The 22,900-nt window shown below is 44.7% G+C and carries 13 protein-coding genes; 7 read left to right on the top strand and 6 right to left on the bottom strand.

The features are described from left to right. The first annotated feature begins 11 nt into the window (after positions 1 to 11). Entirely contained in the window at positions 12 to 1,034 is a 1,023-nt protein-coding gene (locus QUA53_RS13985) for a hypothetical protein (RefSeq protein ID WP_333097807.1), read from the top strand. 200 nt (positions 1,035 to 1,234) lie between these two features. Here the strand turns inward: QUA53_RS13985 and argS are convergent, their stop codons facing one another. Next, a complete protein-coding gene (gene argS / locus QUA53_RS13980; protein WP_333097805.1) occupies positions 1,235 to 3,013 on the bottom strand; it encodes an arginine--tRNA ligase in 1,779 nt (592 codons plus the stop codon). A 349-nt stretch (positions 3,014 to 3,362) separates the two neighbouring features. On the opposite strand from argS, the gene QUA53_RS13975 reads away from it, so the two are divergent. From QUA53_RS13975 to QUA53_RS13965, 3 genes are all read left to right on the top strand, one after another. Next, complete coding sequence (locus QUA53_RS13975; protein WP_333097804.1) at positions 3,363 to 3,758, top strand: hypothetical protein; 396 nt, start codon at positions 3,363 to 3,365, stop codon at positions 3,756 to 3,758. Between the two features lie 712 nt (positions 3,759 to 4,470). Continuing rightward, entirely contained in the window at positions 4,471 to 5,862 is a 1,392-nt protein-coding gene (locus QUA53_RS13970; protein ID WP_333097802.1) for a malic enzyme-like NAD(P)-binding protein, read from the top strand. A 120-nt stretch (positions 5,863 to 5,982) separates the two neighbouring features. Next, positions 5,983 to 9,825 carry a PAS domain S-box protein gene (locus QUA53_RS13965; protein WP_333097801.1) on the top strand — a complete coding sequence of 1,281 codons (3,843 nt, stop codon included), beginning with the start codon at positions 5,983 to 5,985 and terminating at the stop codon, positions 9,823 to 9,825. A 23-nt stretch (positions 9,826 to 9,848) separates the two neighbouring features. Here QUA53_RS13965 and QUA53_RS13960 read toward each other — a convergent pair whose 3' ends face one another. The 3 genes from QUA53_RS13960 to QUA53_RS13950 all read right to left on the bottom strand — a co-directional run bounded on the left by QUA53_RS13960 (position 9,849) and on the right by QUA53_RS13950 (position 13,229). Then, a complete protein-coding gene (locus QUA53_RS13960) occupies positions 9,849 to 10,343 on the bottom strand; it encodes a GNAT family N-acetyltransferase (RefSeq protein WP_333097799.1) in 495 nt (164 codons plus the stop codon). Between the two features lie 91 nt (positions 10,344 to 10,434). Continuing rightward, positions 10,435 to 11,031, bottom strand: a complete 597-nt coding sequence (locus QUA53_RS13955) for a tRNA isopentenyl-2-thiomethyl-A-37 hydroxylase MiaE (RefSeq protein WP_333097798.1) — start codon at positions 11,029 to 11,031, stop codon at positions 10,435 to 10,437. A gap of 17 nt (positions 11,032 to 11,048) precedes the next feature. Further along, entirely contained in the window at positions 11,049 to 13,229 is a 2,181-nt protein-coding gene (locus QUA53_RS13950) for a tetratricopeptide repeat protein (protein ID WP_333097796.1), read from the bottom strand. A gap of 99 nt (positions 13,230 to 13,328) precedes the next feature. Between QUA53_RS13950 and QUA53_RS13945 the strand changes: the two genes are divergently transcribed. After that, complete coding sequence (locus QUA53_RS13945) at positions 13,329 to 13,994, top strand: glycosyl hydrolase 108 family protein (protein ID WP_333097828.1); 666 nt, start codon at positions 13,329 to 13,331, stop codon at positions 13,992 to 13,994. A gap of 300 nt (positions 13,995 to 14,294) precedes the next feature. Here QUA53_RS13945 and QUA53_RS13940 read toward each other — a convergent pair whose 3' ends face one another. Together QUA53_RS13940 and QUA53_RS13935 are read right to left on the bottom strand one after the other, a co-directional pair. Continuing rightward, positions 14,295 to 14,831, bottom strand: coding sequence for a GUN4 domain-containing protein (locus QUA53_RS13940; protein WP_333097795.1), 537 nt, complete (start codon positions 14,829 to 14,831; stop codon positions 14,295 to 14,297). A gap of 207 nt (positions 14,832 to 15,038) precedes the next feature. Then, the gene (locus tag QUA53_RS13935) at positions 15,039 to 16,733 is read right to left on the bottom strand and encodes a S8 family serine peptidase (protein ID WP_333097794.1); all 1,695 of its coding nucleotides are present in this window, start codon (positions 16,731 to 16,733) and stop codon (positions 15,039 to 15,041) included. A gap of 602 nt (positions 16,734 to 17,335) precedes the next feature. On the opposite strand from QUA53_RS13935, the gene QUA53_RS13930 reads away from it, so the two are divergent. Both QUA53_RS13930 and QUA53_RS13925 read left to right on the top strand, forming a co-directional pair. Beyond that, positions 17,336 to 18,466, top strand: a complete 1,131-nt coding sequence (locus tag QUA53_RS13930; protein ID WP_333097793.1) for a serine/threonine-protein kinase — start codon at positions 17,336 to 17,338, stop codon at positions 18,464 to 18,466. Between the two features lie 768 nt (positions 18,467 to 19,234). Continuing rightward, complete coding sequence (locus QUA53_RS13925) at positions 19,235 to 22,741, top strand: PAS domain S-box protein (RefSeq protein ID WP_333097792.1); 3,507 nt, start codon at positions 19,235 to 19,237, stop codon at positions 22,739 to 22,741. Positions 22,742 to 22,900: the final 159 nt, after the last annotated feature.

Raw genomic sequence — 22,900 nt, 5'->3', positions numbered from 1 at the left:
GAATTACTTAAATGAACGAATTCATGCAAGCATTTCAGAACATCGCCCAATATTCGGCTCTCGTCGCGGCGGATGATGATAAATCCTTAGAAATTAAGGAATCTGCTACAACCGTAATTAAGTCTGTCCAGCCTGGGTTTGATGAATTGAGGGAATCAGCCACCAGACTTGAGAAAGTTGTGCAAAAATGCCGAAACGATATCGATCACGCTGAAGACGTTTGGACTTGTAAACTTGGGATTATCCAAGCTTCAAAACAGGAAATATGGCAACAGCTTGGGGAACTGAGCGGCTGTCATGTCAGAATTAATGAACTAGGTCGTCAATGTCAAAGTTCGGCGCTCGCTGAATCTCAAGATTATTGGGATAAAATATTTGATGTTCGCGTGAAACAGAAGTGGTTTATTGATGCAGCCCAAAAACACAAAAAAGGAATTGGCTGGAAAGAAAAGGATGATTTTATTAAAGATATTCCCATAGTTATGAATCTTGTTTGTATGGAAATCGATAAAATCATTAAGCGCAGCCTGGATCTGGTTTATCAAGACCTTAGCACGATTAACTTAAAAGTGCTTAACCAGTATTTCCAAATTTTAGATAAGCCGACAAAAAATGTGTGGAATCATCACATGAATTTAATTTTTAGCGAGATATCAAATAAATTTGAGCAGCCGACAGTTTACTTGCCTGAAAATACCAAATCACTGAGATCTGAACTTATTTCGGCTCTGGATGATTTATCGAAATACCGTTTAGGCGATCTTTTTTGGGAAGAGGTTGTAAAATTTAAAAAGCAGGTTTCAAGCGCCATAAATAATTTCATTGACTCAATTTTTGATGACAGATTAAAACTAGGAAGTCGAGCCTTATTTAAAGCCCTGAGATTTTACAATAAATTTCTGGAAAAGCAAGATAGATATCAGCAAGAAACACCTGCACAACGTCAGGCTGAAAGAAACTGGATTGATTCGCAATGGACAGAAATTCAGAAAGTAGAAAAAGGTATTAAAATAATTCTAAATTCTTCTCCATAATTCCTTAAGCTACTGTTATTGTACTAGAGTGCACATCTTCACACGCTAAAATAAACTTAGTCACAATTCCCTGAAAAAAATTACAACACAACTGTTAGAAGTAGAGGAAAAGCTTGCGGAGGTGCGTGAGTGTAAACAGTCTCATCATCTAGATTCAACTATTGATTGCTCTCACGCACCCTACAGCTACAAACTTTATATTACATCCTCTCCAACACCTTAATCCCCAACAACTCCAAACCTAACTTCAAAGTCCTCGCCGTCAAATCGCACAAAATCAACCGCGAAGTCCGCAACGGTTCCTCAGCTTTCAAAACTGGACATTGCTCAAAAAATTGATTAAACTTTTGGCTCAATTCAAACAAATACTGACAAATTCGATTCGGCAACAAATCGCCGCCTACAGCATTCACAACTTCATTCAACTGCAATAAATGCTTTGCCAATACCAATTCGGCATCTGATTGCAAAATCACTTTCGCACCAGCATCTAAGTTATCAAAATTAATCTCACCTTTGCGGCGAATTCCCTGCACGCGCACATAAGCATACAGCATATAAGGAGCGGTATTTCCTTGCAAGGCGAGCATTTTGTCGTAACTGAAAATGTAGTTGCTGGCGCGATTTTGACTTAAATCGGCATACTTAACGGCACTCAAACCAACTGTTCGAGATACGTTAGCAATGAATTCCTCAGTTTCTTGTCTTTCTTCGGCTTTTAATCTCTCTTCTAAATCTTGGCGCGTGCGGACGATCGCCTCATCTAACAAATCCTGCAACCGCACTGTTTCGCCAGAACGAGTTTTGAGTTTTTTGCCGTCTTCTCCCAATACCAAACCGAAGGGAATGTGCACAATTTCGACATCTTCAGGAATCCAACCAGCTTTTCTCGCTACTGCAAATACTTGGGCAAAGTGGTTTGCTTGTCCCGAATCGGTGACATAAATTAAGCGCTTTGCATTGTCTTTTTGGATGCGGTAGCGCACGGCGGCTAAATCTGTTGTCGCGTAGTTGTAGCCGCCGTCGGTTTTTTGGACTATTAGCGGCAGGGGTTCGCCTTCTTTGTTGGTGAAACCGTCTACAAAAACGCATTTCGCGCCGTCACTTTCTACTAGCAAACCTAAGTTGGTTAAATCTTCGACTACCGCAGGCAATAATGGATTGTAAAACGATTCGCCGCGTTCGGTTAATTTGATGTCGAGCAAGTCGTATATTACTTGAAATTCGCGGCGAGATTGATCGCACAACAATTTCCAAGCGCGGCGGGTGTCTTCGGCGCCTGCTTGCAGTTTTACTACTTCTTGGCGGGCGGTTTCTTTAAAGGTTTCGTCTGTGTCAAAGCGCTGTTTTGCTTGGCGGTAAAATGCGACTAAATCTCCTAAGTCTAGGGCGTCAGCGGTTGTGAGGGCTTCGGGGTGAACTTCGCGCAAGTATGCGATCAGCATTCCGAATTGGGTGCCCCAGTCGCCGATGTGGTTGATTCTGAGTACGTCGTGGCCTTGAAATTCGAGGGTACGGGCGATCGCATCTCCGATGATTGTCGATCGCAAGTGTCCGACGTGCATTTCTTTGGCTATATTCGGACTCGAAAAGTCGATCGCGATTGTCTGAGGCGTTTTCGCCGGTTCAATCCCCAAACGCGAGTCGCCGGCGATCCTCTTCGAGGGCTTCGCTAACGCACTAATTTGCGCTTCCAAATAAGCCGGTTTCAGCTTCAAATTGATAAAACCGGGCCCGGCGATTTCTGGGGTTTCGCAGATGTCAGTAATATCTAGGTTTTCGATGATTGTTGAGGCGATCGCCCGTGGGGGCTTTCCTAACTTTTTCCCCAAACTCATCGCCGCGTTGCACTGAAAGTCCCCAAAGTTGGGATTGCTGGCGGCGGCTAGCATCGGATCTGCACCTGAATAATTTTCGCCGAATGCAGCGGTGAATGCTTTTTCAAATTTTGCTTTTAACTGTTGGGCGATCGAGTTCATGTTTAATATTTTGATTGGATGTTTATTTTTAACTCTAGATTAATGACTTTTTGCCAATAATACTCTTACTACTTAGGTAATTTCCCTCTGGTTCTCTTCCTCTCGTCCTCTCCTCCTCTCCTCACCTACTAGGAAATTTTGTACTTCGCTTTGAGCTGCTGATGCGATCAAAAGCACTGACGGTAATAGCACAGAGTACATTTTATCACAGTTGCGATCGCTACACAAATTAAAAATTATCACATCTAGTCAATGATCTCGATCGCTAGATCATTTTGTTAAATCGCTTACATTAAGGTATGTTAAAATTTTTTCAATGCTCCCAAAAATCCTACGAAAGGAAGTAGTTATGTTATCTCAACCTATTTTTGGCGATCGCTCTCTGACCCAAGCCTTTTATCAAGCAGTAATCGATCGCTTCTACGACGGTTTCAGTCTGTCCACCCAAGCACTATTACGAGAGTGTACCCTCGGCTTTGCCCCTTGTCCCGATGGAGTCAAAACCTTTTTCATCATCGCGCCGAGTCTGGATGCAGCAGAGCAACTAATGGAAAAAATGGACAGCATTTTGGAGCGAGTTGCCGAACTCATGGCTGGAGTCGGACAAGTTGCTCTGTGCATAGTTCCCCCCGGCAGCGAAGCAGAGCAACCAGTAGATATGCAAGATTTAGAAAAAGTTCCCCCAGATTGTCTGGCTTGCAAATTCTTTACAATTATATGGGCCGATGCTGCGGCCGATCGGTAAAATTGACAGTTAGCAACCAGCAACTCAACAAGGTTCGGCTGAACCTGTGGCTGTGGCGCGGGGTAGATTGTCTGTTAGTTACAGTCCGTGGAATTATCGGGCAAAGCGTGCAGGTAATTTAGATCGTTGGCAAGGTTGCACTCGCAATCCTTGGCAAGTATTAAACAAGCAGACAAAATATATATCAAAGGCCCGCTTGTCAGTCGCTCAGATTTTTACCTGCCGGCTCAAACAGCCGTGCATCTACTTTTTACATTCCCAATAAAGGAAATCAAAAATCCGCATCAACGTTCCTGGGTGTCTCGCTTCAAAAGACAGCAGCAGGAATGAGGCGGTATCGCTGGCAAATAGATTTTTGCGAAATATCTGCTGATGTTCAGAATAAGCAGAAATATTCTCAAAAATAGATAATAGTTCCGCAGGTTGACCTCAGAAACACGGTTTTTACCCCCGCGCTTCATATTCGTAGTTCGCTAGGAAATTGACAGAAAATAGACTGTTTGTGGGAGAGTCACTAGCTAGAAACACAGCAAAGCTTTACTCAAAAAAAGAGCAGTTTTCCAGCGAAACCCCTGGCAGTGCACAGCGATCGTATCACAGCCTCATAGAATTTGTGAAAAATTTCAGTTGAAAATTTGAATTATTAAATTTTATGCCTAACATTGGCGATAAAATCTAAGATTGAAATTCTCAAATCTGAAATCCAGGCATCATGGTAAAACTGACACCAAACCCCAGCTTTAGTTTAACAATTCGGGTTGCTCTGCCGAACCAGCCGGGAATGCTGGCAAGAGTCACCAGCGCGATCGCATCTGTCGGCGGCAACTTCGGCCAAATCGACTTGATCGAGCAAACCCGCGCCACTACAATTCGTGATATCACCGTTGATGCCTCCAGCCTCGAGCACAATGAAGAAATAGTGCAAGCAGTGAAAGGACTCCCAGATATCAAAGTGATCGACGTGTACGATCGCACTTTCAACTTGCACCGCGGCGGAAAAATCAGCGTAGTTAGCAAAATTTCCCTCAAACGCCAGTCAGATTTGGCAATGGCATACACCCCTGGAGTCGGCCGCATCTGCACGGCGATCGCCAATGACCCGCAACAAGTTTATAACCTCACAATCAAACAAAATACTGTTGCCATTGTTACCGACGGTAGCGCAGTTTTGGGACTGGGAAACCTCGGCGCTGCCGCCGCACTGCCAGTCATGGAAGGTAAAGCCATGCTATTTAAAGAATTTGCAGGTATTGACGCCTTTCCTATCTGTTTGAATACCCAAGATACGGAGGAAATTATTCGCACAGTGCAGAATATCGCCCCGGTTTTTGGTGGCGTTAACCTCGAAGATATTTCTTCTCCCCGCTGCTTTGAAATCGAAGCAAGATTGCGGGAAACCTTAGATATTCCAATTTTTCACGACGACCAGCACGGCACTGCAATTGTCAGTTTGGCAGCATTAATTAATGCCTTGAAACTCGTCAAAAAAACAATCGCAGAAGTGTGTATCGTGATTAACGGAGCCGGTGCGGCCGGAGTCGCGATCGCCCGCTTGCTGCGTAAAGCAGGTGCCCAAAACATCATCATGTGCGACTCCAAAGGCGTTCTCTCCGAAGACCGCACGGATATGAACCCAGAAAAACTAGAATTTGCCGTCGCTTCGAGCGGTACTTTGGAAGATGCGATCGCCGGTGCCGATGTATTTTTAGGCGTCAGCGCCCCAGGCGTAGTCACCCGCTCCATGGTGCGTTCGATGGCCGAGAATCCCATTGTTTTTGCCATGGCAAATCCCATTCCCGAAATCCAGCCAGAATTAATTATGGAAGATGCGGCGATTATCGCAACCGGACGCAGCGATTACCCAAATCAAATTAATAATGTTTTGGCATTTCCGGGGATATTTCGAGGTGCTTTGGACTGCAAAGCAACCACGATTACGCCCACTATGTATTTGGAAGCAGCTTATGCGATCGCCTCTTTAGTCAGTCCTTCCCAGCTTGACAAAGAGCACATTATACCGTCTGTTTTTGATGAAAGAGTTGCCATTGCTGTCGCCGGTGCAGTGCAGTTAGCCGCCAGATCCGAAGGTCTTGCCCGCGATTAATAGAAGGAAGAAGGAAGACCTCCTTCTTCCTTCTTCTCTCTTGCTTAATGAAGGATAAAAGTCACAGCAATAAACAACATAAAAAGATATAATTAAATAAATCAAGTCCAGCTAGGTCAGATGCAAAGCCAGTTAGGAAAAGCCAAGCGCGATCGCTCCCACCGCAAATTGTTACAACTCAGCCCGATCGGGCTAGCCTTGTGCCGGACAGACGGGACTTTTCTCGACGTAAATCCAGCTTTTGCAAGTATTATCGGCCGCACAGTTGCAGAAACTCTCCACCTCAACTACTGGGAAATTCAGCAAACACAGTGCGCGCCCCCAGAAAAATATTTAGAATGTCAAGTAAAAAATAGCCATACGCACCTGTGCGAAGCAGCATACAAACATAAAAATAACCATCTCGTACCCGTGCGAGTTTCCGAGCGGGCAATTGAAATAGGGGGAGAGTGCGCGATTTGGCTAAGCGCTGAAGAAAATTTTAGTTCTCAGCAGGAAAATAGCGAACCGCTGGAATCAGCGCCGCTGCAGAGCAATTCACATCTAGAAAAATTGCTGACCAAGCAGACTGCAGAACTGGAAAAAACTCAGAAACTACTCGAAGAAAAATTTTCCGAACTGGAACAGGCTCAAGAAAAATTGCGTCTCCAAAGTCAAATTATCGACCAAATTCACGAAGCGGTGATTTCTACAGATATGGACGGCTGGATCACCATGTGGAATCAAGCCTGCCAAAAGTTATACGGCTATGAAAAAACTGAGGCTATCGGACAGCACATTTCTCTAATTTACCCGCCTGAAAAGCACGAATTTTTATTAGAGGAAGTCATCAAACCGCTACAAAAAAAAGGCGAGCATGAAATAGAAGTTATAACACGCCGAAAATCAGGAGAAATATTTTCCTCGCACCTGATGCTTTCGCTATTGAAAGACCAAACGGGAGAAGTTGTGGGGATGATTTGCTCTTTAACAGATCTCAGTATTTGCAAAGCTTTAGAACAAGAGTTAGCCCAGAGACAAGCACTATTTGATGCCTTTTTGAAGGAGGCACCTGCAGGACTTTGCATTTTGGACTCCCAACTGCGGTACGTGCAAATCAATCAATTTCTAGCACAAATAAACTGCCTGAGTCCTGAAGAACACATAGGCAAGACTGTACGGGAAATATTGCCGAACATCGCTCCTATTGTAGAGCCTTTGTACGAACAAATTTTGAGGGCGAAACAACCCTTAATTAATATCGAGATGAGTGGTGACAATCCCAGAAAGCCGGGGTTTGTCCGGCACCTGACAGGCTCTTATTTTCCCTTGCTAGACAAAGATGGCGAGGCTCTCGGCATCGGTGCAGTCATCATTGACATTAGCGATCGCAAACAAGCAGAAGCTGCGCTGCAAAAAAGCGAACAGCTTTACCGCACTATGGCAAGCAACTTTCCTAACGGTGCGGTGATGTTGTTCGATCCAGAAATGCGTTACACGCTGGTAGAAGGTACAGAATTAGCAGCAGTGGGGCTTTCCAAAGAGTTGATGGAAGGCAAGACAATCTGGGAAGTATTCGAGCCAGATGTGTGCGCTGATATCGAGCCAACTTACCGGGCGGCACTGGCAGGAGAAACAGTTGTTACAGAATTTTTTTACAGCGCTCGCGTTTACCTCGGTTATGCTTTGCCAGTGAGAAACGAACGGCAAGAAATCATCGGCGGATTGCTAATGACTCAAAACATTACTGCTCGCCAATTAGCAGAAGAAGCGCTCAGGGAAAGCGAGGAAAAATATAGGTGCATTGTCGAGACAGCAGACGAAGGGATTTGGATCATAGATACGGAGAGTAAAACTACTTTTGTCAACCAAAAGATGGCCGATATGCTCGGCTGCACTCCAGAGGAAATGATCGGACAGTCGCTATTTGCTTTCATGGATGCAGAAGGCATCGCGATCGCACAAATCAGTCTCAAACGCCGCCGTGAAGGAATGCGCGAACAGCTCGATTTTAAGTTCCGTCGCCGAGACGGCAGGGACTTGTGGGCGATGGTTTCTACTAATTCCTTGGCTGACAAACAGGGACGCTATGTGGGCGCTTTGGCAATGGTTGCCGACATTACCGATCGCAAGCAAACAGAAGCCGCATTGCAGCAGTCCGAAGCTAAATTTCGATCGCTCTACGAATTAACCAGTTTGCCTGTTTTGATGTTATATGACAATCGCATCACCGATGCCAACACAGCCACCCTAAAACTATTTGGCTGTACTACTCCGCAACAGTTGTACGGCCAAAACCCCGGCCAACTCTCGCCTCCTTTTCAACCCAACGGCAGAGATTCTTTGAGCTTTATTAACGAAATGATGGATATCGCCTTTGAGCGGGGAAACCACCGTTTTGATTTGGTTCACCGGCGCTTAGACGGTACTGATTTTCCCGCAGAAGTTGTGCTGACAATCATTGAGGTGGGAAATGAAAAAATTATCCAAGCAGTGATCCAAGATTTAACCGATCGCAAACTTGCAGAAGAAACGCTAGTGCGATCGGAACAAGCGCTCATACAGCAAGCTCAGCGAGAACTGCTGCTCAATCAAATTGCCAACCAAATCCGCACTTCTTTGGATTTAGACACTATTTTAGAAACCGCCGTTCAAGAAATTCGCAATCTGATGCACCTAGATTTGTGCATCTTCACTTGGTATCGCCCCAACAGCAATCCTCCGGTTTGGGACGTAACTTGCGAAGCGAAGAATGCAGATTTGCCGAGTAGTCTCGGCACTTATCCTGTAGACGACAAATCTCGTCTCGCAGTGCGACAGATTTTGCGGCGAGAAATTCTGCGAATTGATGATGTTAGCACTTTTGAAGATGTAGAATTGTGCGAAGTTTTGCAGGCTTCAAATTTTAACTCAGTGCTGTCGCTGCCAATTCATACAGCTTCCGGCGATATTGGGGTGATTACCTGCTATCAGGCTATGTCCGTGCGAAATTGGAGCGAATCGGAAGTCGAACTGATGCAAGCGGTGGTCGCTCAAATTGCGATCGCGATCGACCACGCCGAACTCTACACCCAAACCCGCACAGCGGCACGATTAGCTCAAGCTCAAACTCAACAGCTAGAACAAACTTTACACGAACTCCAGCGCACCCAAACTCAATTAATTCAAAGTGAAAAAATGTCTAGTTTGGGCCAGTTAGTAGCAGGTGTCGCCCACGAAATTAACAACCCGGTTAATTTTATTTATGGCAATCTCAGCTACACCAGCGAATACACTCAAAACTTGCTAAAAATGCTGAAACTTTACCAGAAGGAATACCCGCAGCCTAGCGCAAGAATTGTAGATGCAAGGGAAGACTTTGAAATTGATTATCTTATTGAAGATTTACCGAAAATTTTAGCATCTATGAAAGTCGGAGCCGATCGCATCCGCGACATAGTTTTGAGCCTGCGGACTTTCTCAAGACTTGACGAAGCCGAAAAGAAACAAGTTGACATTCACGAAGGCATCGAAAGCACGCTGCTGATTTTGCAAAACCGCCTGAAACATAAAGCCGATCATCCGACAATTAATGTGATTAAAGAATACGGTAATTTGCCTTTAGTTGAATGTTATCCCGGTCAGTTAAATCAAGTATTTATGAATTTGTTGAGCAATGCGCTAGACGCATTGGAAATGGAGATGAAGACATCCAATAGAACCGCCAAAAATCTCGCAATTACGATTCGCACCCAAGTAACCGACAATAACAGCGTTGCCATATGGATAGCTGACAGTGGCTCCGGGATGAGCGAAGATGTGCAAAAGCGCTTGTTTGACCCGTTTTTCACTACTAAACCCATTGGCAAAGGAACTGGCTTAGGATTGGCGATTTCGCACTCTATTATAGTAGAAAAACACGGCGGCAAGCTTTCTTGCCATTCTGTATTAGGAGAAGGTTCGGAATTTGTCATTGAGATTCCTCTCTGGCAGAAAAAAAATTAAACTTAGGGTGTAATTTTTAGTGATTATAGTTTTTTTATACCGACAGATTTTACGTAAACCCGATCGCACCTTGGCGTCTCCACACCTGTTGTCGGTAGATATCCGCTACTTTCGTACATTTTCACAGCTTCTTTGAGAATGCTAGCAGTTTCAATCCAGATTTCATCAAAACCGCGAGCGATAATTTTACTTTCCAATTCTTGCAGTAAAAATTTCCCCAAACCCTGTCCCCTTGCTGCTGGCAAAATATACATTTTGCGAATTTCCACAGCATTCTTACCGCGCTCAATCGGATAATAAGCTGCCGTACCCACTATTTGACCCTGGCGTTCAACTACCCAAAATTCGCCGCCTTGATTGTGATAATGTAGTTCTACATCATAGACATCTCGATCGGCCCCGTGAGGTTCGCATCTTAAACCGTACTCTGCTAAAACATCCCTAATTAAATAGAACGCCTCAGCGCGATCGCGCGTTTCCCAGGAACGAATTAAAAAATCCAAATGTTGGGTTTTCATGGGTGGTTGCAACGTATATTTATTTTTTGAGCTGAGCCAATGTAAAATTAGTTATTTTTTGTATTTTACCGTCTTTAAATGCACCTAAATTTTAACTGTGAATTCTCGGTTCGGGATGAAGACTTGCCAGCAGCTCGCTCTCTACTAATGATAATTCCTCCAACCTCTGCATCACAATATCCCGCTCGAAATAAGTTGTTGCCAAAATCCAATATACACCGTAATGACGCGCTTCCGAAGCCATCAAACTGCGGTAAAATTTAGCTAATTCTGCGTCTGGACAGCGATCGCCCAGCAGCCCCAACCGTTCGTGACTCCGCGCTTCTATTAAACCAGAAACCAACAAAGAATCCAAAAGTCTTTCGGGTTCCTGCTTGCGAATTTGGGCGGACAAGCCGGCACCGTAGGGAGGTGCAGCCAAAGGGCCTAAAGCAATGCTGCGCTTTTCTAACCGCTGGTTGACTTGCTCGAAATGCTCTAATTCTTCGCGGGCGATCGCCGTTAGCATCCTCACCAATTTTTCCCTGGCTGGGTAGCGAAACATTAAATTTAACGCTACTCCCGCCGCTTTCCGCTCGCAGTGAGAATGGTCTAATAAGATTGTATCCAAATGGGCGATCGCCTGTTCTACCCAAGCTTCCGAAGTCGGCTGTTTTAAAAACTTAATAGTTGGCAGTGTTGAAGTCATCAGTCATTAGTCAGGATTTATCCTATTTTACCTAATTTTTCAAACACCGCATACATATCACCAGCAAACTTTTTCGGATTCCACAGCGGGGACAAATTGGCTGGAAGTTTAGATTTCACCAACTGTGCTTTAATTGCATTTCTCAATTCACGTTCTTTACCCAATTTTACACCAACTTCCACATATTCCGACCAAGACAAAGCCACACCAGTTTCAATTCCCAAAGCCTGCAAGAACGAATAACCCATTCTCGACAAAAATTGCTCTCCCGTGCGAGTCACCACTGGCAAATTAAACCACAAAGCCTCTAAAGTGTGAGTTCCTCCGTTGTAAGGATAAGAATCTAACAAAACATCGGCTAGCAAATAGATAGTTCTGTGTTCTTCTTCAGTAGCAAACCTTGGCAAAAACTTAATGCGGTGCTTGCTCACTTTCTCAGCTTCGCAAGCTTGGTGATATGCAGCCTCAAACACCGCAGCATCGCCTAAAGCTTTGTGAATTAAAATACTGTTGGGCACTTGTTTGAGAATCGCAACTTGGGCTTGTACCAACTCGTGATTGAATTTTCTGCCGGGTGCGACGCACAGGTAAACTATCTGATCCAAACCGATCCGATTTGACCTTCTCAATGCAACTGGATCGACTCCATATCTCTGAAAACCGGACACCGCTACAAAGGAATCTGGCATCCTAATTAGCTGTTCGTCATAATATTTTTCCCGCCCGGCCGGGTGCGAGTGCCAGTCTGTAAGAAAGTAATTTTCCGGCGATAGGTAAGGGGCGTCAAATCCCAGCCAAGAAACACAAACTGGTGCGGGTTTTTGGTAGAGAATGTCAGCGTGAACTGGTACGCTGAGAGAATCTAAATCAACTAAAACGTCCAATTCATCTTGCTGAATTTTGTCGATTATTTCTGCGGAATTGGCAAGTCCGTTCGGGTAGGTTGTCGGAAAAGTTAGTTTGCCCCAAGTTTCAAATTGCTGAGTGCGATCGTCAGGAACAATTCTTTCGGAAGCGTACAAATACACATGGGGTGTGATGTCGGACAATTCGCGAATGATGTCAGCGCTGCACCAACCTACAGAATGGCGGCTAAAGTGATTGGACAAAAAGCCGATTTTTAACTTGCTGGATGGAACATTTGGTTTGAAACTGTAATTTGCGGGTTGAGAAAAATTAGGTTTAATACATTGCTCGATATACTTTTGGGAAATTAATCTGTAAAGTTTTGAGTTAGCCGCCAAGTCATCTCGCAAATAGGGCGTGCTGAATAACAAATTTGCATAAAGCGATTTAATTTCCACCGGGCTAGCAGTTTCTAAGTTTTGCTGCAAGTACGACTCTAGCTCTAAAAATCTATCGCCCGCAATTTGATTCAATCCCGACACTTGATAGGTGCTGATGAAGTAAATCGCGGTCATAATTGGATCGGTTTCGGCACACATTTGGCTGTATTGGTGCACGGCTTGCCGCGCGGCAGCTAAATTGCTAGTATCTCTGAGGATGCCGCACAAATGTTGGTGGGCAGAAATAAAATCTGGTTTAATTTCTAGGGCTTTTTGAAGGTTGGGTATTGCGTCTTTAAATTGACCCTGGTGGCGCAAAACTCGGCCAATTTGACAGTATGCTTCGGCTAAATCGGGTTTGAATGCGATCGCCTGCTGCCATGCAGCCACCGCCTCATCTAATTTCCCTTGCCGCGCTAATTTATCTCCTAAATTTAAGTGAAAATCTACCTGAGCAAGATGGGGATTGAGTTCGAGAGCTTTTTGCTCGTATGCTACCGCTGCATCCTGCTGCCCCTGCTGCTTCAGTGCCCCTGCCAAATTCCAGTAAGCAGCAGCCAAATTCGGTTTAAGTTCGATCGCCTTTTCGTAATTGACAACAGCCTCCACCAAATGCCCTTGTTTGTAGAGCATACTGCCCAAATTAGCATAAGCCTCAGCAAAATCGGGATTCAGAGCGATCGCCTCCGAATAAAACCGCATCGCTTCCTCAATTTGGCCGCTTGCTTGCTGCACATTGCCCATTGTCACGTAAGCCGCCGCCCAATCCGGTTGCAATTCCAGAGCTCGGCGGCAAGCAGCGACTGCTGCTGCTAAATTGCCTTGAGAGTAATAGGTTTCTGCAACGACTGTCAGCGATGCAGCATCTTCAAATTGGGGTGTTTCGGATTGGTTGGGAAAATCGGAATTCATTTGGCGGCCTATCTGTGCTATCAAGTTAAAGGTTGAATCTATATTATTTTGAAGAGTAGCAGTTTTAACGGAATTACGGGCGATCGTCACACAGAATTTATGAGCGACAAGCAAGCGACACAGCGCCAACATAACATCAAGTGGAAACCAAACCTCCTGCTGGGGATACTCTTGTTAACCTTAGCAATCCCCTTACCCTTTGCCCAAAAGACTTTCGCACAGCAGCAGCAGACAGCCAGCTTTCGGCAGAAATTATTTCAAACGGCTCTTTATTTCACCCTATATTTTGAGGGTGGATTCAGCAATCACCCAGCCGATAAGGGCGGCAGAACTTATCGAGGCGTCTTGCAAACGGAATACAACGCCTACCGCTACAGTCGTGGGCTTCCGCCACTCGACGTGACGCAGATGTCGGAAGCAGAGCTCCTAGAAATTTATAAATATTACTGGGATTCGAGCCTCTCCGGCACGATGCAGCCGGCTTTGGCGATCGTCATGTTTGACACCGCCGTTAATTTCGGTATTAATAACTCAATTACCTTTCTTCAGCAAGCATTAGGATTGCCACAAACGGGAGTTTTTGACTCGCGCACCAAGGAAGCGCTGAAAGGGGCAAATAATAGAAATACCGCCCTGCAAATGATTAACGAACGAATTATTTACCGCTACAAACGGGTGCAAGAAGATCCAACTCAGATGGCTTTTTTCCGGGGTTGGTTGAGTCGCGATTATAGTTTGTGGGGCTATGTAAATAAGATTAAGTAGTTGACTGTTGATTGTTATTTCTTATTCTATATTTGTGGAACAGACATCTTGCCTGTGTTCTATAAATGGCGTTGCTGATTTACGGTATGAATAAACTTTTCTCCAACGTTACAAAACTCACCATACTTGGCCCATAGCAATTGGGAAAATTTTAATTCATACCTGTATTCAGCAAAACCAGATTTTTAAAAGAAGCAGAAGTATGAAAGCAAAAGAACGTAAAACGACCTCGCGCTTTAGATACGCGACTTCTTAAAGAAGTCGCGTATCTGAGTATTCTGTTTTTTTAGGTTTGTCTACTTACTTGCCGCAATTAGCAAAAGTAGAGAACAAGTTATAACCTTGAACTTTCGACGCTTGCCATGTATTACGCCGATCGCCAAAAAAACTTGTATCTCTACCAACGTAGCTTTGCCAACCTAATGCAGCAACAGTTGGGTACTGAGCGGGAAAATCCCCTAGCAGAGGAGTTTCTCGCGAGTCAAGTTTCCATCCTACCTTTTTGCTAAATTCTTTAATTTCTTCTTCGCAAGTTTGACAATTTAAACCCTTCCCCGTCTGTTGCCAAATCTCTAACTGCGGAGTGAAGCCGTATTTATTATTGCTATGTTGCATCCACAATTGGTCGATCGCGCGGAGGTTCGGACAAGACGTGGGGTTGTTGCGGAGTAAAGAGACGGTTTCGCGATCGGCGTCGTCCCATTTCTTAGCTTCTAATAAGGTTTGCAGTTGCCTGAATTCGCTGCTGGTTTCTTGTGCGCGAACCCGAAAAGCTGGCTGCAAAACTGCAACCGATACGGTGATTAATGCGAGGGTTGTTTTTCCAAGTTTAAACATGATGCTCCTCTGAGTAAAAGCGATTTAGCAAATGATTCGTTTTGGTTGACACCGATGCCACAGGTAAATTGCCTCCACTATAGCGGTTCTCAAGACTCGTGAGGTACGCGCTTACCAATTCCCAATTCAGGGAAGGGGAAGGAACCGCAAGTGCATCGGTGCATAGGTGCATCGATACCCAGGTGTACTTCATTTACCCGATCGATGCTATACTGCCACCCCATTCCGATTAGCTGTTGTCGTCAAAATGTACTCAACTTGAGCCGGAGTTAAAGTCGGATTGGCATTCAAAACTAAAGCCGCTACACCCGCTACGTGTGGCGTTGCAAAAGACGTGCCAGTTTCGATTTCATAATCGTCATCAGGAGTGGTAGAAACTATCTCTACTCCCGGAGCCACTAAGTAATCTAAAGGTCTGGGACCCGCCCGGTTAGAGCTATCAGCCATGCGGCCTCTTACATCAATGCTGCCCACTGCAATTCCCAAGCGATCGGCATTACGAGCTGGATAAGCTGGTTGGATGTCACCCGAATTTCCGGCTGCCATAACCACAACAGAGCCTTTGTTATTTGCATACTGAATTGCGTCATTCACCTGGGTAGAGGAGGAAAACTCACTTCCCCGGCTGAGGTTAATTACATTTGCTCCATTATCAGCAGCATAGCGGATTCCAGCAGCAAGATTATTCCAGTCGCCCTCACCAAAGGCGGACACTCTGACAGGCATAATCTTTGCACTGTAGGCAACTCCTGTGATGCCAAAATCATTTCGTTCCGCCGCGATCAAACCTGCTACGTGAGTGCCGTGACCGTTGAAATTTTGATCCATTGGGTTGTTGTCATTAGACACAAAATCCCAACCCCGAATATCATCAATAAATCCGTTGAGATCGTCATCGATGCCATTTTCCGCAATTTCACCAGCGTTCTCCCAAATATTACTATCCAAGTCGCTATGGTAGTAGTCAACACCACTATCCACGACCGCTACAACAATCCTGTTTCCTGTAATGTTCTGCTCCCAAACATCGGGCGCATTTATAGCGTCTACCCCCCAATTATTTTCGATCAAATTAGGAACATCAGGGAAGAGAGTTGAGCGGTTCAGCGTGCGGGTAACTGCTGCATTTGCATTCACTAAACCGTAGCCGTAATTGCCATTAAAAACACCGTTAGGTGTAGGAATATCGGGCAATACAGGAACAGGTGTTGCAGAAATAGTCAGGTTGTAATTGGTAGAGTCGCCTGAGTAGCTAAAGACTCGGACATAGTATGTCCCTCGATCCAGATTGGATAAATTAATCCCATCGGGGGCGGTGCCACTCTCTTGAGAGTAGCCAATTAATTCACCATCTTCCACTACACCGTTGCTGTTTCTATCTTGAATTAGATCTACGTCAGCATCCGCCGCCAAACCGTCGAGATGCAGGCTAAAATTGCTATTAGTGTTGATATCGAATCGGTAGAAATCGTCGCGATCGCCTATGCCGACAAAATCAGTTAAGCTGATGCTACCGTTCTGAACGCCAACAACATTACGAGCTGTCAAAAGAGAGTTACCTGGATCGGCGAAATTCAACCCAGAAGCAGATATCGTTCCTGTTAGCGGATCTGTGTTTGCGCTCGCTGACTGTGACTGCGGTTTGAGTTGAGCATCGCTCACAGAGTAAGTGAAGCCAGGGCTGGCATTAGGTACAATAAAATCCGCAGTTTGTGTCTGTTGGTCGGTGCTGAATGCTGGGAGATGAGTCAAGCTAGATTCAGCACTATAACTAGAAACATTAAATGGATCGCTTGCTCGGTTGAGCAAGTCGTTGTTAACCGGAAATGCTGATGTGGCGATATCCTTGGGCTGTTGAATGACAAAAGGGCGATCGGTAGGATTCGTGTAGATGCCTAACATAAGTTAAAAAAATTGTCATTTTTCCGAAATGTGACGTTGTTTGTAGTAATGAATTTAGTCCTTAATCTACATTGAAGAAGACTCTGCGCCGTCACTACAAACCTATGAAAAATGATGAAAATTCCAGAACTGATATCCTGCGATTTGGAAGTTGAGCCGGCGTTATATCTTCCACCAAGCCTCAGATAGCGTTGGAATTCCTGGCGTTAGATTGGCGATCGACCAAGTAACGCTTTGTAATGTATTGTCACCCCTTAAGCGGAGCGATTATAACTGTTATATTTTTAACAGCATCATAGATTTACTTCACTTAAAACCTTAATTAGGATAATACTCCAAACTCCTTATAATGTCAATTCATAAAATTCAGAACTTCAAGTCATAAAAATCATAGTTGTAAAATTATATTTCAATAAGTAGACAAGCTATTAAAGTAAAGTTAAATCATGTATAAGCTAAATACAGCAGTTTTCTGTTGCCCGATCGCAATGCAATGGGTACTGGGTAATTGGTGAATGGAAAGCTGTAGCCGATCCCTGGGAAGTTGCTATTTTATAAAAAAGATGTGCAGATCGTGTACAAGTAACTTAACACATGAAACTATGACAGTAGAAGAAGCAATATTGTTTTTGGACAATTTGGTATACGAACAAACAGAAAAACACCTAAGTCGGTTGCAACAGTCGATAATTCGAGGCGTTGTAGGGGGTTTGACCTATCAAGAAATTCAGCAAAACGATCAGATCGCCCGCGGGTATACAGTGGGCTACCTGGGGCGGTATGTCGGTTACAACTTGTGGAAAGACCTCACCAAGGTACTGAAGCAAGCAGAAATTATTGGACAAGAAGAAAGAGTCGTCGGAGCAAATCTTTGGGACTGCATCATGAGATCTGTACAAAAAGGCACACAACCAGCTAATTCTGTCGATCCCATGTTGCAAAAGCTGCTGCGGATGCGTTACCGAATTAGAGAACATTTGGTGAATACGGAGTACAGCGATACCTATCTGGCTGAAGATGAAAATTTGCCCGATCGACCTTTGTGCCTCGTCAAGCGCCTGAAAAGCCAGTCTGAGAGAAGCAGCCAGCTATTCGATCGAGAAACGCGCGTTTTATATCGATTGGGCCAACACGATCGGATACCAGAATTGTTAGCTCGCTTTGAAGAAGAGGGATATTTTTATTTAGTCTATCAATTCATCGAAGGGCAACCCTTGTATCAAGAACTAATTGAAGGTCAACCTTGGAAAGAACCTCAAGTTATTGCTTTATTGCAAGACATCTTGGAAGTGCTGGTATTTGTTCACAAACAAGATGTAATTCACCGCGACGTTCATCCTCAAAACTTAATCAGGCGGACATCAGATGGCAAGATTGTATTAATTGACTTTGGGGCAGTTAAAGAAATCAACACTTCACAAAATAACATCGGTCAAACTAAATCGCGCGGCGGTACTCAGCAAGACTATATTCCCCCCGAACAAGCCATCGGTTCACCGAAACAGTGCAGCGACATTTATGCTGTCGGCATCATCGGGATTCAAGCCTTGACCGGGATGCAGCCGAAACAACTCAGAGTCGATAATTTAGGCAATCTCATCTGGCACAAAAATGCAACTGTCACCCCGGAGTTGGCTCGCGTTTTAGACCAGATGGTGTTGTACGCTTTCCCCCAGCGTTACCCGTCAGCAACCGAAGCTTTGGAAGCACTTCAAAAGTTGGGAGTCAGTTGACTCTTGACTGTTAACAGTTGACAGTTACCAAATCTGACTTTAATATCCCCTCTTTAGTCCCTCTCTGCTGGGACTTTGTTTTTGTAGTAGCGGTTTCAACCGCCGAGTCTTATATGTTCTGCCGCATTCCCCACAGCATTGGTGACAAGTTAAGACTTAATTGCATTTGTCAATCAGTAATATTACTCAAAAAAACTGCTTTTTTAGGAGTGGAAAATTCACGATTTAAGAGGGAGTAGGTATAAATATCACCCTCGGCACGATCGCACGATCGCCCAAATCTCAGTTTTGGGCCCAAAATCCGAGTAAATGTTGAGCATAATTGCTGACTGACAAATGCTTTCTTAGCTTAACTTGTTACCAATGTCCCCACAGCCACAACAGCCGGTTTACAATGTGAGCGATCTTGTTGCAGAGTGATTCATCCGCTACCATTATTCCTCGATGTACTGAGTAAAAACACTCTGTCTTGCCGGTGAATCGGGGGTCAATTTCCGAGATCCAAGGGACAGGGAACAAGGAACAAGGACTTTTTTTTAAAATTTTCCACAAATAAAAATTATTGAATTCTGCCGTATGCCTTCTACATAAGAGCCTTCAACGTTCATTTGACTATCTCTCTAAAGTTAGATAAAATAATTCATATTTTATGGTTAAGCAGCTTTGAGAAAATCTTAAGCAGCTTTGTATAGCGGGCAACAATCTCACTAGAGTGTTTATTGTTACCTTAGATACGTAGAAACCCAAATAATTTGAGGGAGCGAGAAATTGGAAGTTTTTGAACGAGCACAACAACTGCAAACGCCCTCAACCCGAATGGCTGCTGTCCAGTCTTTTTCCAAAAAAGCGAGTATTGGAGTAATGGCGATCGGCTGTACAGTCCTTTTGGGTTGGATATTCGATCTGCAAATGTTAAAAAGCATTCTGCCCGGACTCGTTACCATGAAAGCCAATACTGCTGTCTGCTTTATTTTGGGGGGCTTTTGTCTATTCATCCAACAGATCCGGCGCCCCAAATTAACAGCAAGAAAGTATCAAAATAAATACAAAAAATTAATTTTTATTTCCTCATTTTTAATTATATTAATTAGCATAGTAACCCTAGTTCAATATAGCTTTAATTTAGATTTAGGCATCGACCAACTATTCTTTAAAGAAAGTTACACATTGACAATCACCGGAACACCAGGACGAATGGCACCGAATACTGCTGGTGCTTTTTTATTGCTGGGAACAGCGCTGCTGCTGCGGTCAGAACGTCGGCCTAAATACCTGCGGATTCAAATCTTAAGCTGTTCTGTATTTTTAATTGCATATATGGGTTTGATAGGCTACCTCTACGACAAAGCTTTATTTTACCAAATTGGCAATAATACAGGAATGGCTTTGCACACTTCCGCAGGATTTATGTTGCTGAGCTTCGGCATTTTATTTGCCAGTCCAGAGCGAGGATTGATAGCAGTAATGACGAGCGATCGAGCCGGCGGCATCATGGCGCGGCGCTTGTTACCACGGGCAATCATTATCCCGCCTTTAGTCGGTTATTTCATCATATCGGGAGAACGGTTACAAGCCTACACATCGGAGGTAGGCATATCGCTGTTAAGCGTATTGAACGTGATTATTTTTACAGTTTTGATTTGGCAGAATGCCAAAACTCTTTGCAGCGCCGACCGCAAGCGCTATCGAGCGGAACTGGGACTTAGGAAAGCGAAATCAGACTTAGAAAATCAAGTTGAGAAACGGACTATCCAACTGCAACTCGCCAACGAGCAATTGCAGGAGCAAATTTTCGACACTAAAACAACTAAACAGGCACTTCAAAAAAACTACAACCTGTTGCTTGCCGTCATCAATAGTACGCCAGCAGCCCTATTTGTCAAAGATATTCAGGGCCGTTATCTGATGCTGAATGCTGCAGGATCCAGTATAATTGGCAAGTCTGTAGACCACATTATCGGCAGAGATGACAGCGAGTTATTTCACCCAGAAATTGCTGGTAAAATCAGAAAAACCGATCGCCAAATTATGACAACGGGAACAACACAAGCAATCGAAGAAGAGCTGCCAGTCAAAGGAAATTTGCGGACATTTCTTTCTACAAAAAGTGCTTACCGGGACGGACTAGGAAATATTAGCGGTATAGTTACCATCGCGCGGGATATTACTGAAAGCAAAAAAGCCGAAATCGCCAACAGAAGTCTGGCAGCAATTCTGGAAGCAACCCCCGATTTTGTAGGTACTTACAACCTCGAAGGACGCGCCATTTACATTAACAAAGCCGGCAGAAAAATGGTGGGTATAGGCGAAAACGAAGATATATCCAAGCGACAAGTTCTAGAATTCACCGCAGCGTCAGACTACAGCACTTTGAAACAAGCGATCGCCACCGCTGTTTCCGAGGGCTTTTGGAGCGGAGAAACGGCCTTTGTGTCAGCATCGGGACTCGAAATTCCCGTCAGCCAAGTCCTCATCTCCCACTCCGCACCGGACGACAAACTCACATACATTTCGACGATCGCCCGCGACATTAGCGATCGCAAACACGCTGAAAAAGCCCTGCAACTGTCTCAAGCTCGTTTCGCCGGCATTGTAGAAATTGCAGACGACGCGATTATTTCCGTGGATGCTGAGCAAAAAATTATCTTGTTCAACCAAGGTGCAGAAAGGATTTTTGGGTGGACGGCTGCTGAGGCGATCGGGCAATCCCTGAGCCTGCTGTTGCCCGAAGCTTTTGCCACCCTTCACAGTCTCCTCGTCAGCAATTTCGGCGGTGGCGTTAAACAAGCCCGAAACATGGGCAACCGCAAAGAAATTTTCGCCCGCCGCCGAGACGGTACGGAATTTCCCGCCGAAGCTTCTATTTCCAAACTCGAAGTTGCAGGCGAAATCATATTCACAGCTATTTTGCGCGACGTGACAGCCAGCCGGCAAGCCGAAGAATTTGTACGTCTGAGCGAGGAAAGATACCGATCGCTGGCAATGGCCACCGCACAGATGGTTTGGATGACAGACGCTAACGGAATCTTCGACAGGCCTCAGCCTGATTGGATAGCTTATACGGGCATGAGTTGGAAAGAGAAGGACAACTGGATAGAAGCAGTGCACCCAGAAGACCGCGATCGCACAATACAAGCTTGGATGCGGGCAATAGAAACAAAAAGTCTCTACGAAGTCGAGCACCGCTTGCGAGCCGCAGACGGCAGCTACAGACACTTCTGGGTGCGGGGTGTCCCTCTTTTGGCAGCAGACGGCAGCGTTCGCGAGTGGGTGGGAACTCACACCGACATTAGCGATCGAGTACAAGTTTTGGAAGCACTCAAACAGTCAGAGGGACAGTATCGATCGCAAGCAGCCGAGCTCGAAAAAGCTGTCCGCGAGTTGCACCAAGCGCAAACTCAACTAATTCAAACCGAAAAAATCTCTTCTCTCGGGCAGCTAGTCGCTGGCGTCGCCCACGAAATTAACAATCCCATTAACTTCATTTACGGCAACATCACCCACGCCAGCCAATACGCCACAGACTTGCTCGGTTTGCTCCATCTTTACCAGGAAAAATACCCAAATCCCGTCCCAGAAATTGTAGAAGCAGCCGAAGATATTGAAGTTGATTACTTAATGGAAGACTTTACGAAGATTTTGGAATCAATGAAAGTTGGAGCCGATCGCATCCGCGACTTAGTTGTATCCTTACGCAACTTTTCCAGACTCGACGAATCGCAGATGAAGCGAGTAGATATTCACGAAGGAATCGAAAGCACTTTGCTGATTTTGCAGCACCGCATCAAAGCTAATGTACTTCGTCCCGCTATTGAGATTATCAAAGAATACGGCAATTTTCCAAAAGTCGAGTGCTATGTAGGTCAGCTCAATCAAGTATTTATGAATCTTTTAGGAAATGCGATCGACGCCCTCGAAGACTACAACAGCACTCATTATTCACAAGAAATATATTCTCGTCACAACCGAATTCGGATTAGCACCAGTGCGAATTCAGACACAGTAACAATTCGCATTGCAGATAACGGGATGGGAATCAATCAAGAAGTTATTGGCAAGTTGTTCGACCCATTTTTTACTACTAAACCCGTTGGCAAAGGCACAGGCTTGGGACTCTCAATCAGCTATCAGATTATAGTTGAAAAGCACCGAGGCAAATTGCAGTGTATTTCTGCCCCTGGCGAAGGTGCAGAATTTGTCATAGAAATTCCCATTTCGCAGAAAGTATCAGGGCTGGCTGCAGAAAACACAAAGGAAATGGTCAGCAGTCATTAGACAGTTGGCAGTTGGCAGTTGGCTGTTGATAGCGGGAAGTTGATCGTTGATGATTGTCATTAATCATAAATTTCTCAACGTCTCCCCATCTCCCGTCTCCCTTTCTCGATCGCCCTAAATCGAAATAATTCTTTACAATAAAAAAGTAACAATCCAATT

The sequence above is a fragment of the Microcoleus sp. Pol12B3 genome (assembly GCF_036701355.1).
Lineage (GTDB): Bacteria > Cyanobacteriota > Cyanobacteriia > Cyanobacteriales > Microcoleaceae > Microcoleus.
Note: the sequence above shows the minus strand (reverse complement) of the source record. Positions and strands in the feature narration are given on the sequence as shown.

Excerpts from the sequence above, each read along its gene's own strand:
- QUA53_RS13985 (WP_333097807.1), top strand. The coding sequence starts at position 12 with ATGAACGAATTCATGCAAGCATTTCAGAACATCGCCCAATATTCGGCT.
- argS (WP_333097805.1), bottom strand. The coding sequence starts at position 3,013 with ATGAACTCGATCGCCCAACAGTTAAAAGCAAAATTTGAAAAAGCATTC.
- QUA53_RS13975 (WP_333097804.1), top strand. The coding sequence starts at position 3,363 with ATGTTATCTCAACCTATTTTTGGCGATCGCTCTCTGACCCAAGCCTTT.
- QUA53_RS13970 (WP_333097802.1), top strand. The coding sequence starts at position 4,471 with ATGGTAAAACTGACACCAAACCCCAGCTTTAGTTTAACAATTCGGGTT.
- QUA53_RS13965 (WP_333097801.1), top strand. The coding sequence starts at position 5,983 with ATGCAAAGCCAGTTAGGAAAAGCCAAGCGCGATCGCTCCCACCGCAAA.
- QUA53_RS13960 (WP_333097799.1), bottom strand. The coding sequence starts at position 10,343 with ATGAAAACCCAACATTTGGATTTTTTAATTCGTTCCTGGGAAACGCGC.
- QUA53_RS13955 (WP_333097798.1), bottom strand. The coding sequence starts at position 11,031 with ATGACTTCAACACTGCCAACTATTAAGTTTTTAAAACAGCCGACTTCG.
- QUA53_RS13950 (WP_333097796.1), bottom strand. The coding sequence starts at position 13,229 with ATGAATTCCGATTTTCCCAACCAATCCGAAACACCCCAATTTGAAGAT.
- QUA53_RS13945 (WP_333097828.1), top strand. The coding sequence starts at position 13,329 with ATGAGCGACAAGCAAGCGACACAGCGCCAACATAACATCAAGTGGAAA.
- QUA53_RS13940 (WP_333097795.1), bottom strand. The coding sequence starts at position 14,831 with ATGTTTAAACTTGGAAAAACAACCCTCGCATTAATCACCGTATCGGTT.
- QUA53_RS13935 (WP_333097794.1), bottom strand. The coding sequence starts at position 16,733 with ATGTTAGGCATCTACACGAATCCTACCGATCGCCCTTTTGTCATTCAA.
- QUA53_RS13930 (WP_333097793.1), top strand. The coding sequence starts at position 17,336 with ATGACAGTAGAAGAAGCAATATTGTTTTTGGACAATTTGGTATACGAA.